Here is a 15566-nt window from a genome sequence, read left to right as displayed (position 1 = left end):
GAGATTCGAACTCACGACCTCTTGCTCCGGAGGCAAGCGCTCTATCCAGCTGAGCTACGGGCGCATATAGTTTACGAATTTACTAAGGCTGAAGATTCCCTAGGATATGGAACGCTCAGCCGCTTCAACGGTATTTTCAACCAGCATGGCAATGGTCATAGGTCCCACCCCGCCGGGAACGGGCGTTAGTGCTGATGCTTTCTCCCTAACCGATTCAGCATCTACATCCCCAACAAGTCTGTATCCCTTTTCAGAATCGTCTTCCACTCTGTTAATGCCCACATCGATAACAACCGCTCCATCACTAATCATATCACCATTGATGAGATTAGGCATACCCGCCGCGGCAATAACCATATCCGCCTGACGTGTATGAAAAACGATGTCAGGTGTCCTGGAGTGACAAACAGTCACTGTTGAATTACCCGTATCGTTCTTGGCACTAAGCATGAGGGCCATTGGTCGGCCAACAATGTTACTCCTCCCCACAATAACCGTATGTTTACCGTTAGTCTCAATATCATAAAACTGCAGAATTCTCAATATTCCTTTTGGCGTGCATGAAATAAAACGAGGTTTACCTAATGCCAGAAGTCCCATATTCTCAGGGTGAAATCCGTCCACGTCTTTTTCCGGTCTGACGTAACGCAAAACAGAATCAGAGTCAATTTCCTTTGGTAAAGGAAGCTGGACAAGGATACCATGAAGGCGGTCGTCACTATTCAACTCATTTATGAGAGCCATGATGTCACTTTGCAACGACTCCTTCCCCATAGAAAAAGTTTCACTAAAAAGGCCCATTTTCTCGAATCTGCGCGTTTTGTTTCTCACATAAACCTGAGAAGCAGGGTCATCACCCACCAATACTGCAGCAAGGCCTGGTGTAATCTTTTTATCAGAAAGCTTCTCGATACGAGAAGTCAATTCGTTGTAAACCGCTGAAGCAACTTCTTTTCCTGATAGGACTTTAGTTTCTGTCACGAATAAAGGAGATCTTTTTCACCTCAATTATATGGGGTGTTTAATAAAACGGGCAGTAAAACAGTAATTAGGAAATGGGCCTAATTGAGAGATAAATGTTCGTCAAGGAACTCAATAAGAGAAGAAGCTTTCTCTTCCACGTTATTGATCATATTATTCCGTTGATGTTTTTCAGCAAAATAGTCGTCAGTAATGCTCATAGCTGCCAGTATGGCAATTCTTGTGGTTGATTGAGAAGACGGTAACTCTTTTTCCACTTCGCGCATTTTCTGATCCACATACTGAGCAACATCAGCAATATAGCTTGCTTCAGCCTGGGCCTTTACAGTGTATTCATGGCCAAATATTGATACGCGGGCAAGATTATCCTGATCTTCGGTCATAAGGCCTCCTTATTAATCGACACTCTCAGTTTTTTCAATGAGGTCAATAATTTTCTGGATCTGATTCCGGATTGCCTTTTTCTCTTCAGATGAGATGCCACCGCTGCCGGAACTCCCGCCTGAGGTTGCTCTCAGATGTTGAAGCTCATTGACAGCATCCTTAATCCTATCTTCAAGTGATGTCAGATTTGGAAGAACTGCATCCATGTCATCGTAATTTAGCATCCAGTTCCGATGAAGTCTCTGAAATAATTTCTTCCATAATGCTGTCAATTTCGCTGTCTCGAAGTGTTCTTTCATCAGAGCGGAAAGAGAGGGAAAAAGTAACGCTCATCATTCCTGACTCTATTTGATCACCTTCATACAGATCGTAAAGCTTTGTTGCTCGCAACAGATCTGTTCCATTTTTTTGGATTATCGATTCCAACTCTCCAATGCTGACAGAAGACAGAACGCTTAAAGAAAGATCGCGATCAATGCTGGGAAACTGTGGCAGTTTTCTGAAATGTACCGTCTCTCTCGAACTACCTAGCAGTTCAAGATTCAGTTCAAAAGAGACAACAGGAAAATCGATATCATAATTCTCCAGGAGTTCACTTGTGACCGAACCAATGGAAGCAAGTGAGCCCGACGAAGTTTCCCAACTCATACCATATAAATAAACGACACTCTTCTCCAATTCTCCAAAGGATCCGTCAAATCCAAATCGATTTGCAAGATCATAGACTACTCCCTTGAGCAAGAAAAGATCATTTGTATGTTGATCCTGCCGCCACCCTTTTGATACTCTGTTGCCACAAGCTACACCAGTAAATTGTGGCGATTCAACCCACTTCTTTTTCTCGGCTTGGAAAATATTCCCATATTCAAACAAGTTAAGGTTTTTTTCACCACGGCGAAGGTTGTAGCTGATGGCGCCCAGCAATCCGGGAAGAAGCGAAGGCCGCATTATGGACATTTCTCGGCTCAGTGGGTTTACAACGGGCAGCGGCTTTAAATCGGCAAGAGTCTCTACATCCTGTTCACTAATAAGGCTGTTTGTAATGACTTCGGTGAAGCCGGCACCAGCACAATAATCTCTCAGTTCGTCAATGGTATTCTCATCATCAGGTACGATAGTTGTAACATGACCCACATAAGTCGTTTTTGATTCAATCTTGTCAAACCCATACACTCGGGCCAGTTCTTCACTCAGGTCAATTTCACGTTCCAGGTCAGGTCTAAATGACGGGATAATGCACTCATAGTTCCCGCCTTTATTTTCATAAATGATGCCAAGCCCATCCAAAGTTGCACGTACAAATTTGTCATCAAATTCCACCCCAATAGAAGATGCTGCCCTTTCACGGCTGAGAGTAATCTTTTTCCCTTCAATCACCTGTGGGTAACAGTCCACCACACCGGCACAAATTGTGCCACCTGATATTTCGGAAATTAATTGAGCCGTTCGGTTCAGGACAGCCGTCAGATCATCGTAATCGGCACCTCTTTCGAAGCGCTTTGACGCCTCCGTGGAAAGACCCAGTTTTTTTGCACCTCGCCTGACAGTGACCGGATCGAAGTAGGCACATTCGATAAGCACATCTGATGTATTTTCAGCAACCTCGGAATTCTCACCGCCCATAATACCCGCAAGCCCCACAGGTTTTTTTGGGTCACAGATCAAAAGGTGATCGCTACTCAATTTCCTCTCCTCTCCATCGAGTGTGACGATCTTTTCGTTTTTCCTGGCGCTTCTGACAATAATAGCATTTTCTTCAACCTGTCTCAAGTCGAAAGTATGGAGCGGATGCCCCAGTTCAAAAAGGACATAGTTGGATATGTCAACAACAGAATTAATAGAACGGATACCGCACTGTTCCAGTCTTTTAACCATCCAGTCAGGCGACGCTCCAACTTTGACCCCTTTCACAACGCGGGCGGCGTAGCGGGGTGCGCCTTTCTCATTCTCGATTGTAATGGTGACTTCATTTTCAACTGGTTGGTCAGATTCAGATATTGATGTTTCAGTTATTTTAAGCTTTGAATCTGTTAGCAGGGCTATCTCCCTTGCCACGCCAAGATGGGACATGCAGTCAGGGCGATTCGGTGTCACTTCAATGTCAAGTATTTCACCACCCTCACCTACGGTGGACTCCAGCCCCGAGCCCGTAAGCAGATCAGCCAAATCTTGAGGAGCTAACTTGAAGTCCACAAATTCTCTGAGCCAATCCAGTGAAACAATCATCCGAACTGCCTCAGAAATCGTATATCCCCATTAAAAAATAGCCTGATATCATCGATACCGTGTTTGAGGATGGCAAGCCTCTCTATGCCCATTCCCCAAGCATAACCGGACCATTTTTCAGGATCATAACCGACCATTTTCAGAACAGCCGGATCCACCATGCCACAGCCCATAATTTCCAGCCATCCCGTTTTCTTGCACATGGAACACCCTTCGCCATCGCACATAAGGCACGAGATGTCAACTTCGGCGCTGGGTTCAGTGAACGGAAAGAAGCTCGGTCTAAACCGAGCCTTAACCTCATCACCAAAGAATTGCCGGCAGAAGTACTCCAGAGTCCCCTTCATTTCTGCCAGAGAAACATCCTCATCAATATAGAGTCCTTCAACCTGATGGAACAGACAGTAGCTCCGGATGCTAATGGCCTCGTTCCGGTAAACTCTACCGGGGCATATCACACGCACTGGCGGTTCCTGATTCTCCATCACATGAATTTGTGTGTTGGACGTATGGGTCCTCAATACGTCATTGTCAGTTATGTAAAATGTATCCTGCATATCCCGGGCGGGATGGTGCTTGGGTATGTTCAATGCTTCAAAGTTGTGGTAATCATCATCGATCTCAGGACCGTACGCAACCGAGAAACCTATGGCTTGGAAAATCTGCTTTACTTCCCGCATGGTCTGCGTGATGGGGTGGAGCGACCCCATGGGGATCTCATCCCCTGGAAGTGAAAGATCAACGGACTGTTCTACTAAACCGGCACCGGTTGAAACAGCCCCTTCCATCTTTACTATCTCATGTGTTAGCTCAGACTTGAGTTTGTTCAACAGCTTCCCTATTTCCGGTCGCTCATCGTCAGGGACGGAACCCACTTCCGTAAAAAGGTCCGCAACTTTCCCTTTGCGGCCGAGATATTTATGTTTCAGTTGTTCCAACGCTTTTTTGTCTTCGGCCGATAACCCGTCTAGAGACTTTTTGAAATCATTGCGGAGAGATTCGATTTTAGATGCCAGTGCCATGGTTGGTTTAGTGACTGTTGAAGTTACTTTTTATCATTTTCAGGATAAAAGAAAATCCGCCAAGCTTCCCCGGCGGATTTTCAAGACAAGACGCCAAATGTCCCGTCAAAAATTTAAGTAAAAATTTGACCCGATCTAATCTTTGATGACATACTAGCTGGCAGCTGCAACTTTGACAACCTCCGAAAAGGCTGACGGTTCACGGACTGCCAAATCAGAAAGTATTTTTCTATCCAGATCAATATTGTGTGATTTCAGACCTTCAATCAGTTTGGAATAAGAGGTTCCATTCAACCTAGCAGCGGCGTTGATTCTGGTGATCCACAACCGCCTGAAGTCTCTCCGTCTCTGGCGGCGATCCCGATAGTTGTATAGCATGCCCCTTTCCACCGCTTCCTTTGCGCTTTTGAAGAGGTTGCTTCTTGCCCCATAGTACCCTTTTGCCTGCTTCAGGACTTTCTTGTGTCTCTTCTTCCGTTGGACAGCGTTTGTTGCTCTTGGCATCTATGAATCCTATTTCCCCAACATTTTCTTAACACGCTTGATATCAGCATCGCTTACAGCACCACTTTTGCGAAGGGAACGCTTCCTATCCATGCTTTTCTTTGAAAGAAGATGAGATTTGTTGGCTTTGTTTTTACGTACTTTACCACTGCCAGTAACTGTAAATCTTTTTGCTGCACCTCTTCTCGATTTCATTTTAGGCATAACTGTTTCTCCTATTTGGGCGCCATTACAATGGCTATTCGTCTGCCTTCAAGGTCGCCTCGCTTCTCTACATCAGCAACATCACTCAAAGTTTCTTCAATCCGACGAATCAATGTTTCGCCAAGATCCTGCCTTGCCATCTCACGACCACGGTACATGAGGGTGATTTTAACTTTGTTGCCCTCAGAAATAAATTTCTTTACACGATTTAACTTAATTCCCAAATCATGGTCACTGATTCGGGGGCGAAATCTAACCTCTTTAACACGAATAATATGCTGTTTTTTCTTGCTTTCCTGGTCCTTTTTCTTCTGATCATACTTCAGTTTGCCATAGTCCATGATTTTACAAACTGGAGGCTCTGCATTGGAGGCTACCTCAACCAAATCCAATCCTGCTGATCTTGCCGATTCCATCGCTTCATCAAAAGAGACAATTCCCATCTGCTCACCAGCTTCACCGATAAGTCTCATTTCCTGCGCTTTTATTCGATCGTTAACTCTTATTTTTTCTACTTTTGCGATTTTTCTGTTCTCCTTCTATTATTTATTTCATTGTCAAGTTGTTGAATTAGTTCAGTCACTTTCATTTGACCCAGATCACCTTCAAAACGCCGCCTGACAGAAACTTCACCAGCTTCAGCCTCGCGCTTGCCAACGATGAGCATCACATTAATTTTTTTCATTTCGGCATTCCTGATCTTTGCGCCTACCTTATCAGCCTTGTCATCGAGTTCAGCCCGGATACCGGCAGACTTCAGCTGTTTTAGCAGATCCCCGGCGTAATCTTCGAATTTGTTTGAAATGGGAAGAACAGCTACCTGAGTGGGTGCCAGCCATAGGGGAAAATCACCGCCGCAGTGCTCCAAGTAGACACCCAGAAAACGCTCAATGGATCCTAGAATAGCCCGGTGAATCATAATGGGGCGCTGATATGAACCGTCCTTAGCAACATATTCCAGTTTAAATCTTTCGGGCAGATTGAAGTCGAGCTGGATCGTGCTTAGTTGATGGTAGCGGCCCAGCGCATCTCTCACCTGGAAATCGATCTTTGGCCCATAAAATGCCCCTTCCCCATCCTCTACAGTAAAATCCATTTTGTGTTCTTTTAGGGAAGTTTCCAGCATCGCCTCGGATTTTTCCCATAGTTCCGAGGCACCCAGCGCCTTCTCAGGCCGTGTACTCAATTCCACTTTTACAGATTGAAAACCAAAAGTTTCAAACACAATACCGACCATTCTTATCAGATCGCTGATTTCATCGCCGATCTGATCCAGAGTGCAAAAAATATGTGCATCATCCTGACTAAAGCTTCGGACCCGCGTAAGTCCCGATATAACTCCGGCACGCTCGAACCTATGGAGCCGACCGAAGTCTGCGATTCGGAGCGGTAGGTTTCTGTAAGAATGAAGCTTAGAAGCATAGATAACTGTATGGCCGGGACAGTTCATAGGTTTAAGGCCGAATTCCCGTTCACCAATTTTCATGTGATAGAGATACTCCCTGAATAGATCCCAGTGGCCGGACTTTTTCCACAGTTCAATATCATATAACTGAGGGGTGATCACTTCCTCGTAACCAAATTCACTGTACAGTTCCCGTATAAAGTTCTCCAGTTGGTGATACAGAAATGCACCCTTTGGCATGAAAAAAGGGCTTCCGGGAGAAAGCTGATCGAAAAAGAACAATTCCAGCTCCTTTCCTAGTTTCCGATGGTCCCGCTCCTTTGCTTCTTCAATCTGCTTAAGATAGGCATCCAGCTCTTTTTTGTTATAAAATGCCGTGCCATAAATGCGTTGAAGCATTTTATTGTTTTCGTCTCCGCGCCAGTATGCGCCTGCCGTATTCAGAAGTTTGAAATGCTTTATCATCCCCGTGGAGACGAGATGAGGGCCTCGGCAGAGATCGACAAAATCGCCCTGCCTGTAGGTGGTGATCACTTCGTCGCCTTCAAACTCCTCAATCATCTCAATCTTGTAGGATTCCTTTTTTTCTTTAAAGAATTTCTTTGCCTCTTTGCGCCCTACCACCTCTCTGTCAACAACATAGTCAGCCGCGGAATGTTCTCTCATTCTGTCCTCAATCTTCTCCAGATCTTCATCACTGAATGGTGCCTCAACATCAAAATCATAATAGAAACGATTCTCGATAGCCGGGCCGATAGTCATCTGTGCATCAGGGAAAAGTTCCTTTACAGCCTGAGCCATGAGGTGTGCAGCACTGTGGAGCAGTAACGCATGTCCCTCTTTAGAATCAGCATAGACAGATGACACCTCAGCATCAGATTCCACTCCCCTGTTCCAGTCCCACAACTGCGCGTTCACCTTCGCGGCAACGGCATTGTCAGTGCGAGAAGGATCTATGTCTTTAAGAATGGAAGATACAGGAGTATCAGGAGGATAGGTTCGTGGATCGTATCCCGTAACTTTTACGGTGATCTCTTTCATAAAATTTCAGCATGACAATTACCATTATGTGGGCGATACTGGACTTGAACCAGTGACCTCTGCCATGTCAAGGCAGCACTCTAACCAGCTGAGCTAATCGCCCCGGGACTGGCGAATATAGAATAACACTTTTCGTAAACAAAATCAATAACCGGAAGGAAACAACCCTCAATTCATGGACGGGTCCAGTGTGGAACCGTAAGTATACATATCAGCAAGAACCTCAATCGCTTTCAAAACTACCGGGTCGTCATCAAAAGATGACTCTATACGCATTCCAAGACCGCCAACAGCCCAGGACATATCCCTTTCAAGCATGATGCGTATGTGATCTATTTCATCATTAAACAGGTCATCTTTATCCTGCTCATAATGCTTCCGCAAAATTGACAATGAATGCTCGATCCGTTTATCAGTCTCTGATTCTTCTACCAGTATCTCTTCCAGTTTTGCCAGCTCCTTTTCTCCTTCAGATTTTAGATCGAGTTCTTTCATTGAAATAAAAGTCCTGAACTCCTCGATGATTTCATCAGTGATTTCAATAATCCCTTTGAGCTCGTGATCTTTTTGATACTTGTTGCTGAACTGATAAAACAGGCCTTTTCGCCAGCACTCTCTCGTCAGCATCGGCGTCCTTTCCTGCTCTACCACAAAATCAGGAGTTATGCCACCGTTTGAGATAACGCGTCTTCCGTTAACAGTGGCAAAGACACTGTCAGCGTCTCCAGAATCAGTGGCAATGTTTCCCCGCAGATAACCAGGTTTCTGAATGAGGCGCCCTGACGGAATGTAATATTTTGCAGTGGTCATTTTCAGCGTTCTTGTTTCATCCAGTTGAAAAGCGGTCTGGACGAGCCCTTTGCCGAAGGAATTGGTTCCTACCACAATACCTCTGTCAAGATCCTGGATAGCCCCGGCCACGATCTCGCTGGCTGAGGCACTGCCGCCGTCAATCAGCACAGCTAGACGGACAAATGAATTAAGAATAGGCCTATTCTGGGAAGTGAATGTCCGTTTGGAATCTTCCGACCGACCAGACATGGAGACCACCTCAATCCCTTCTTCCACCAGCATGTCAAGGATCTGAACAGCTGCATCCATTAGTCCACCAGGATTTCCTCTCAAATCCAGTATTATTTTTTCTGCCTCCTGATTTTCCAGACTCCTGAGGACCTGTCTCATTTCAACTGATGAATTTCTGGAAAAGCGATTCAGTCTGATGTAACCTGTATCATCGTTGATCATTCCCGAGTAACTCACATCTTTCACAGTGATAAGACTTCTTGTGAGAACAAAATCGATGTCTTCCTCACCCCACCGGTGAATGGTAAGCGTCACCTTGGAATTTTTCGGACCGCGGATCTTATCTGCCGCTTCATCAAGGGACATTTCATCTGAAGATTGACCATCCACGGCAATGATCTTGTCATTGGTGATAATACCGGCTCGCTTGGCGGGAGAATCGTCAATGGGTGCAATGACTGTGAGAGAGTCATTTCGGACACCCAGTTGAATGCCCACACCACCGTAGTTGCCTCTGGTCAACAGATTTAATTGGTGCCGGTCTTCATCTTCCAAATAAACTGAATAGGGATCGAGTTCGGACAGCATACCCTCAATTCCGGCAGCGGCCAGCTTTTTAGGATCAATCTGGTCAGTGTAATCGGTCATCACTCTTTTGTATACCTCATACACCATTCGCCAATTTGATGATATGTCCCGGTAAAGATCGGACCTGCCGATGGAAATGACCGTAACCAGCAGTATAGCTAAAAAGGAAGTTCTCTTAATAGTTCGACTGATATTCATGAAATGATCCTCAAAACCTGTGTTAAGATTTCTTCTTCCAATTCTTCTGTTTGCTTTTGACCATCCAGAACAATATACCTGTCGGATTCTTGTTCCGCAAGGCTTAGGAAACCGTTCCTCACTTTTTCTAGGAAATCAACGCCTGTGGCCTCAATTCTGTCCCTCTGGCGATTACCCAGCCGGGAAAGTGCCTCATCAACGGGAATATCAAACAGGAATGTCCTATCAGGTACGGCCAGTTCAAAAGCGAGGCGGTTGATCTGCCTTAACCAGTCATGAGGTAAGGCCCTGCCGAAACCCTGATAAGCCATTGTGGAATCGATATATCTATCGCACAGAACGATAGTACCCTTTTCAAGGTGCGGTAGAATCACTTCCTTAAGCAGCTGAGATCTACTTGCTGCCATTAGGAGAGCTTCGTTCTCAGGAGCCATTGTTGAATTGTCAGGATTAAGAAGCACCTTGCGGATATCTTCAGAAATGAGTGTCCCGCCGGGCTCCCTCAATAGTAATGTTGGTTTCCCTTTCTCATTTAGTGTTCGCTCCAAACCTCGTACCTGAGTCGACTTCCCACAGCCGTCAATACCCTCGAATGTTAAAAACTTACCGCGGCTCACTGCCGGATTCCTTAAAAAAATGGACACTTTCTGAATTTTTACCAATGAGGATTGTGACTTCTCCCTTTACTTTTTTTCCGTCAAAATATTGTACACCTTCAGACAGACGCCCTCGCCAGATTTCTTCATAGAGTTTAGTCATTTCCCGACAGACAGCGGTGGGTCTGTCACCGAAATATTCTAAACAGTCCATCAGGGTACGTCCAACTCGCTCAGGTGACTCAAACAGGATGATAGTCCTATCTTCACTTCTTAGCACTTTTAGTCGCGATACCCTCCTTTTTTTTTTGGGGAGGAAACCTTCGAAAACAAAACGGTCTGTGGGTAGACCAGAAGCCACAAGTCCTGCAAGAATAGCCGAAGCGCCAGGAACAGCAACAACGGCAATTTTTTCAGAAATACACGCCCTCACAAGCTTATAACCCGGGTCGCTGATGGATGGTGTACCGGCATCAGAAATTAGGGCCACATCATCACCAGCTGAAAGTTTTTTGACGATTACAGGAATCCGCCTATCCCGATTGTGTTCATTATAGCTTAACATAGGTTGTGAAATTTTATGGTGCTTCAGAAGTTTTCCGCTCCGTCTGGTATCTTCAGCAAGAATAAGACTCACACCATCGAGAGTCTCAACTCCTCGGTAAGAAAAATCATTAAGATTACCGATAGGAGTGCTCACAAGATAAAGTGTGCCGATAGTACCTGTCCGTCAGTTTATTAGAGTATCGAGGCTTTTCCGGATGATATCTATTCCGTAGTCAACTTCGTCAGTGGACACGTTCAGCGGTGGCCGGAAGCGGACTGTATTGTCGCCGCAGCCAAGTATAATAGCACCGTTTTGATTAATCAGATCCAGCAGCTTGTCTCGAATTTTGGGATCGGGAAGATCAAAGGCACACATGAGACCGGCGCCCCGTGTATTGGAAACAAAATCAGCATAGTCATCCTGGATTGTCAAAAGTTGATTATGCAGATATTCGCCTGTTTTGGCAGCTGCATCAATTAGATTTTCCGCCTGGATAATGTTCAGGTAGATGGTAAGCCGCACCATATCAGTAAGGTTGCCACCCCACGTTGAATTAATCCTGCTGGATTCCCTGAAAACATGATTTTCCACCTCGTCAAGCCGGGATGTGGATACAAAACCGCACACCTGTGATTTCTTTCCGAATCCCATGAGATCAGGCGCAACATTCTGATTCTGCCACGCCCACCACTTACCGGTGAGTCCCATACCTGACTGCACTTCATCATAGACAAGCATAATCTCATTTTCGTCACAAATCTGGCGCAACGCCTGGAAAAATTCTGTCCGAAAGTGGTGATCGCCCCCTTCACCCTGAATGGGTTCAATGATCAGTGCGGCAATATCGTTTCCTTGCTCACAAATGGCATCTTTAATTTGGTTAAGGGCCTCCGCTTCCAGCGCCTCCACCTCGGCAAGGTTTTCATCGTTCAGAGGAAATTTTACCGCCGGATTAACGATCCGCGGCCAGTCAAATTTCGGGAAATGGGCCGTTTTTCGCGGATCAGAGGTGTTGGTGAGAGAAAGCGTATATCCGGTACGACCATGAAAACAGTCGTTGAAATGGATTACTTTAAAACCCATTTCCTGCCCAGATCCGTTTTTCTGAAAGTTTTTCCTCACCTTCCAGTCAAAGCTCGCTTTTAGAGCATTTTCAATGGCGAGCGCCCCGCCTTCAATAAAAAAGCTATACCTGAAAATATCGGGCTGAGTGATGGTGAAAAAAGATTCCACAAACTCCGCAAGTTGGGCAGTGTAGATGTCTGAATTGGTTGGCTTGTTCAAGGCGGCTTTGATGAGCTCATCCTTATGTTCCAAAAGTTTGGGATGGTTGTACCCGACTGGGATAGAGGCAAACATGGTGAAAAAATCAAGATATTCCCTGCCGTCCCTGCTATCAACAAGCCATGAGCCGTGGCTCTTCTCAAGATCTACAACCAGTTCAAAGCCATCTGTTAGAATGTGATTACTAAGTGTTTTTCTTACATTAGCAGCTTCAACTGTTATCATTCAAACGTCCTTTCTCAATTTCAAATTTCATCACCAAATTTAATGCCCTGAGAAAGAGGAAGTTCATTGCTCCAGTTAATTGTATTGGTCTGCCGGCGCATGTAAGCTTTCCACGCATCAGAGCCAGATTCTCGGCCACCACCAGTCTCCTTTTCACCACCAAATGCACCACCGATCTCTGCCCCGGAGGTTCCAATATTCACATTGGCAATGCCGCAATCACTTCCTTTATGGGAAAGAAAAAATTCCGCATTCTTCAAGTTAGTTGTGAATATGGCACTGGATAATCCCTGAGGAACATCGTTGTGATCATGAAAGGCTTCTTCAATATCACTGAAAGGGATAAGGTACAAAATAGGTGCAAACGTCTCTTCCTTCACTGTTTCATAGCTGTTCTTTGCTTTGATGAGCGTGGGCTGAACAAAATAGCCGGCGCCGTCCAACACCTTTCCACCGTACAACACTTCTCCTCCCTCATTGCACACTCTTCCGATAGCCTCAAGGTACTCATTTACAGCACCTTCATTTACAAGAGGCCCCATGAGGGTCGATCCATCCAAAGGATCACCGATTGCCACCTGACTGTATGTCTTCACAAGTTTAGCGCTGATTTCATCAAAACTTTTTTCATGAATAAACACTCTTCGAGTTGAAGTGCATCTTTGACCAGCTGTCCCTACAGCGCCAAAAAGAACAGACGGTATGGCTAGGTTCAGTTCAGCAGAATCATCTAAAATGATGCCATTATTGCCACCCAGTTCTAGAATGGTCTTGCCCAGACGTTCACCAACAATACCGCCAATCTGTTTACCCATTAAGGTGGAACCTGTAAAGGAGATGAGCGGAACCCGTCTGTCGGATACCAACCTCTCACCTATGGTTCTGCCGGGACCAATAACAAGTGAAAAGACAGGTGGGTAACCTCCCTCCTTCAGCACCCTATTACACAAATTTTGAACAGCGATAGCGCAAAGAGGAACAGATGAGGACGGCTTCCAGACAACCGTATCACCGCAGACGGCGGCAATAAAAGCGTTCCATGACCAGACCGCCACAGGAAAGTTAAAGGCTGAAATGACGCCAACAGGCCCCAACGGATGCCATTGTTCATACATCCTATGGAGCGGGCGCTCAGAATGCATGGTGAGGCCGTAGAGTTGACGTGACAGACCGACAGCAAAATCGGCAATGTCTATCATTTCCTGGACTTCCCCATCACCTTCCTGTTTTATTTTGCCCATTTCAAGTGAAACAAGGCTGCCTAGTGCGTCCTTATTATCGCGTAGAATCTCAGCCATGAGCCGGACCATTTCTCCCCGTTTGGGTGCCGGAATCATCCGCCATTCAACGAAAGCCTCTGTTGATGATGCCATCACTTTTTCATAATCCTGATCAGTGGCCTGATAGACAGATGCAATAACTTCTCCTGTGGCTGGATTCAAAGAATCGAGCTTCCCTTCGCTCTTAGAATCAGACCAACCATCGGGCCCGGTGCAACCACCGTAATTGTCATTTTCAATGCCTAACTGTTTTAGGAAATCCATTCTAGATATAGTCTTTCTAAATGCAATTCATTATAGCCAAAAAAGTGCGAAAATTTATCCGGTGCCGGGGGGATTCCCAAAGGAATTGAGGCAGCCAATTCAATAGACAAAATACTTGATGTAAAGGAACATTACGGGCGAGGCTAAAATGAGTGAATCAAAGCGGTCCAGAACACCGCCATGCCCGGCCAGGAAAGATGATGTATCTTTAACACCCATATCTCTTTTCATTAGCGATTCAGAAAAGTCGCCGCTTTGACCAATAATTCCAATTATGATGCTGAAGACAACATAATCGAATGAATGAATTCCTGCTATGGAGTATTGAGATGTCAGACCGCCAGATTTGAAAACGATATAGAAAAAGATAAAAGCTGCAAGAAGACCTGCCACTCCACCTTCCACTGTTTTCTTGGGGCTGATCCTTTCAATAAGTTTATGCCTGCCCCAATTTAGCCCTACAAAATACGCGGTCGAATCGCAGACCCAGACGCCCACAAAAAGACAAAAGGTCAGTTTCATTCCCATGGTCGGATCGATGGGGTCTATTCCTCGCAAACCGATCATAGTTCCCAGCAGAAGCGGGATGTAAACAATTCCCGCCAGAGTAAAGGATATATTACTTAGACTATTCTCTTTATTTCTGAAAAGTTCTAATAGAACAACTAGCACTGTGGCAATGAGCATCAATTCGCCGGGTCTAAAAATGGTGAGAGGATTGCCCGGACCGAAATAGTAATGAAGAGCTATCAAGATTGACATGGCATAGCCCGCAAAAAATTGGGGATGAATCTGCTGCTTCGCTCCCAGAAAATAAAATTCTCTGACGGCGAGTACAGATACAACCGTGACAAAAGCCATGAACGGCAGGCCTCCCAGAAATATGAGGAATAGAATAGCAGGAATTCCCAAAGCATTGACCAGTGTCCTTCCGCCAGATGATTTTTCTCCCGTAAGATCAGTCACTTATCTTTCCTTTTCATGTATTGGTTATCTCCCAACTCCATTACTTCAATCTTAACTCTTGCCGTCCCGTGACCCACAAATCCGAGTTTAACAGCAGCGCCGTAAGAACAGTCGAGAATCCGCCCTTTGGCATAAGGGCCGCGGTCATTCACTCTTAGGGCTATCGATTTTTTGTTATCCAAATTAGTTACCCTGATTAGTGTATTAAATGGTAGTGTCTTGTGTGCGGCCGTCAGACCATACATATCGTAGGTTTCGCCATTAGCAGTCACTTTCCCGTGGAAATCTTCAGCATAGAATGATGAGATACCGGTCATTGACTTTCTGTAATTCGTCACTTTGCCGGAGGCGTCTTTCTTCTTCAGGCGGCCGCTGTCCCGCTTTACATACCTAGGTGATGAATGGCAGCCAACCATGAACAGCAATGTGAAAATGATGGATCTATTAATCATACGGTTCCACACCACCGATTATTTCAGAAATCGTGGCGATTCCATTTTCTTCGCAATAAGTGGTTAAATCATTGATAATCTTAGTAACAATAGCCGCATCCCTGTAATTCGCCGTCCCCACTTGTACAGCTGATGCACCTGCCAACAGGTACTCAACCACATCCTTTGCAGACTTAATACCGCCTATTCCGATAATTGGTACATCCACCGATTTAGAAATCTTGAAAACAGAGGCAATTCCTACCGGCCGAATAGACGGTCCCGAAAGACCTCCGATATTTGTATTGACATTTGGACGTCGTGTGGCAGTGTCTATGCTCATACCGAACAGAGTGTTTACTGCGGACAGAACGTCAGCACCCCCCTCAACAGCGGC

Annotated in this window: 17 protein-coding genes and 2 tRNA genes; all 19 read right to left on the bottom strand. The window is 45.4% G+C overall.

Annotation, left to right across the window (positions count from 1 at the left end; genetic code table 11):
- Positions 1-58, bottom strand: a tRNA-Arg gene (locus EYO21_00855).
- 41 nt (positions 59-99) lie between these two features.
- Positions 100-981, bottom strand: a complete 882-nt coding sequence (folD, locus tag EYO21_00850) for a bifunctional methylenetetrahydrofolate dehydrogenase/methenyltetrahydrofolate cyclohydrolase FolD (protein HIB02363.1) — start codon at positions 979-981, stop codon at positions 100-102.
- An 80-nt stretch (positions 982-1061) separates the two neighbouring features.
- Complete coding sequence (locus EYO21_00845; protein ID HIB02362.1) at positions 1062-1364, bottom strand: cell division protein ZapA; 303 nt, start codon at positions 1362-1364, stop codon at positions 1062-1064.
- Positions 1365-1376: 12 nt separating this feature from the next.
- A complete protein-coding gene (locus EYO21_00840; GenBank protein HIB02361.1) occupies positions 1377-1589 on the bottom strand; it encodes a hypothetical protein in 213 nt (70 codons plus the stop codon).
- Positions 1573-3591, bottom strand: a complete 2019-nt coding sequence (locus tag EYO21_00835; protein HIB02360.1) for a phenylalanine--tRNA ligase subunit beta — start codon at positions 3589-3591, stop codon at positions 1573-1575. The genes EYO21_00840 and EYO21_00835 overlap by 17 nt, the downstream gene beginning before the upstream one ends.
- Entirely contained in the window at positions 3588-4613 is a 1026-nt protein-coding gene (pheS, locus tag EYO21_00830) for a phenylalanine--tRNA ligase subunit alpha (GenBank protein HIB02359.1), read from the bottom strand. Before pheS ends, EYO21_00835 begins: the two co-directional genes overlap by 4 nt.
- Positions 4614-4766: 153 nt before the next feature.
- Positions 4767-5117 carry a 50S ribosomal protein L20 gene (gene rplT / locus EYO21_00825; GenBank protein ID HIB02358.1) on the bottom strand — a complete coding sequence of 117 codons (351 nt, stop codon included), beginning with the start codon at positions 5115-5117 and terminating at the stop codon, positions 4767-4769.
- Positions 5118-5126: 9 nt separating this feature from the next.
- Entirely contained in the window at positions 5127-5321 is a 195-nt protein-coding gene (gene rpmI, locus EYO21_00820; protein ID HIB02357.1) for a 50S ribosomal protein L35, read from the bottom strand.
- An 11-nt stretch (positions 5322-5332) separates the two neighbouring features.
- Entirely contained in the window at positions 5333-5794 is a 462-nt protein-coding gene (locus tag EYO21_00815) for a translation initiation factor IF-3 (GenBank protein ID HIB02356.1), read from the bottom strand.
- Between the two features lie 38 nt (positions 5795-5832).
- Positions 5833-7767 carry a threonine--tRNA ligase gene (gene thrS, locus EYO21_00810; GenBank protein HIB02355.1) on the bottom strand — a complete coding sequence of 645 codons (1935 nt, stop codon included), beginning with the start codon at positions 7765-7767 and terminating at the stop codon, positions 5833-5835.
- Positions 7768-7796: 29 nt separating this feature from the next.
- A tRNA-Val gene (locus EYO21_00805) sits at positions 7797-7870 on the bottom strand.
- A 65-nt stretch (positions 7871-7935) separates the two neighbouring features.
- Entirely contained in the window at positions 7936-9576 is a 1641-nt protein-coding gene (locus tag EYO21_00800; GenBank protein HIB02354.1) for a S41 family peptidase, read from the bottom strand.
- Positions 9573-10238 (bottom strand): dTMP kinase, encoded by a 666-nt coding sequence (gene tmk / locus EYO21_00795; GenBank protein HIB02353.1) that lies wholly within the window; start codon positions 10236-10238, stop codon positions 9573-9575. Before tmk ends, EYO21_00800 begins: the two co-directional genes overlap by 4 nt.
- Positions 10180-10890: a 16S rRNA (cytidine(1402)-2'-O)-methyltransferase gene (gene rsmI, locus EYO21_00790; protein ID HIB02352.1), complete on the bottom strand. Its 711-nt coding sequence runs from the start codon at positions 10888-10890 to the stop codon at positions 10180-10182. The genes tmk and rsmI overlap by 59 nt, the downstream gene beginning before the upstream one ends.
- Before the next feature lie 12 nt (positions 10891-10902).
- Entirely contained in the window at positions 10903-12228 is a 1326-nt protein-coding gene (locus EYO21_00785) for an L-lysine 6-transaminase (protein ID HIB02351.1), read from the bottom strand.
- Positions 12229-12248: 20 nt separating this feature from the next.
- The gene (locus EYO21_00780; GenBank protein ID HIB02350.1) at positions 12249-13772 is read right to left on the bottom strand and encodes an aldehyde dehydrogenase family protein; all 1524 of its coding nucleotides are present in this window, start codon (positions 13770-13772) and stop codon (positions 12249-12251) included.
- Positions 13773-13871: 99 nt separating this feature from the next.
- Positions 13872-14738, bottom strand: a complete 867-nt coding sequence (locus EYO21_00775) for a hypothetical protein (GenBank protein HIB02349.1) — start codon at positions 14736-14738, stop codon at positions 13872-13874.
- Positions 14735-15190 carry a septal ring lytic transglycosylase RlpA family protein gene (locus tag EYO21_00770; protein HIB02348.1) on the bottom strand — a complete coding sequence of 152 codons (456 nt, stop codon included), beginning with the start codon at positions 15188-15190 and terminating at the stop codon, positions 14735-14737. The genes EYO21_00775 and EYO21_00770 overlap by 4 nt, the downstream gene beginning before the upstream one ends.
- The coding region (locus tag EYO21_00765; protein ID HIB02347.1) for a dihydroorotate dehydrogenase at positions 15183-15566 on the bottom strand (384 nt) is incomplete at its 5' end. The genes EYO21_00770 and EYO21_00765, both read right to left, overlap by 8 nt.

The sequence above is a fragment of the Candidatus Neomarinimicrobiota bacterium genome, assembly GCA_012964825.1.
GTDB lineage: Bacteria > Fidelibacterota > Marinisomatia > Marinisomatales > S15-B10 > UBA2125.
Note: the sequence above shows the minus strand (reverse complement) of the source record. Positions and strands in the feature narration are given on the sequence as shown.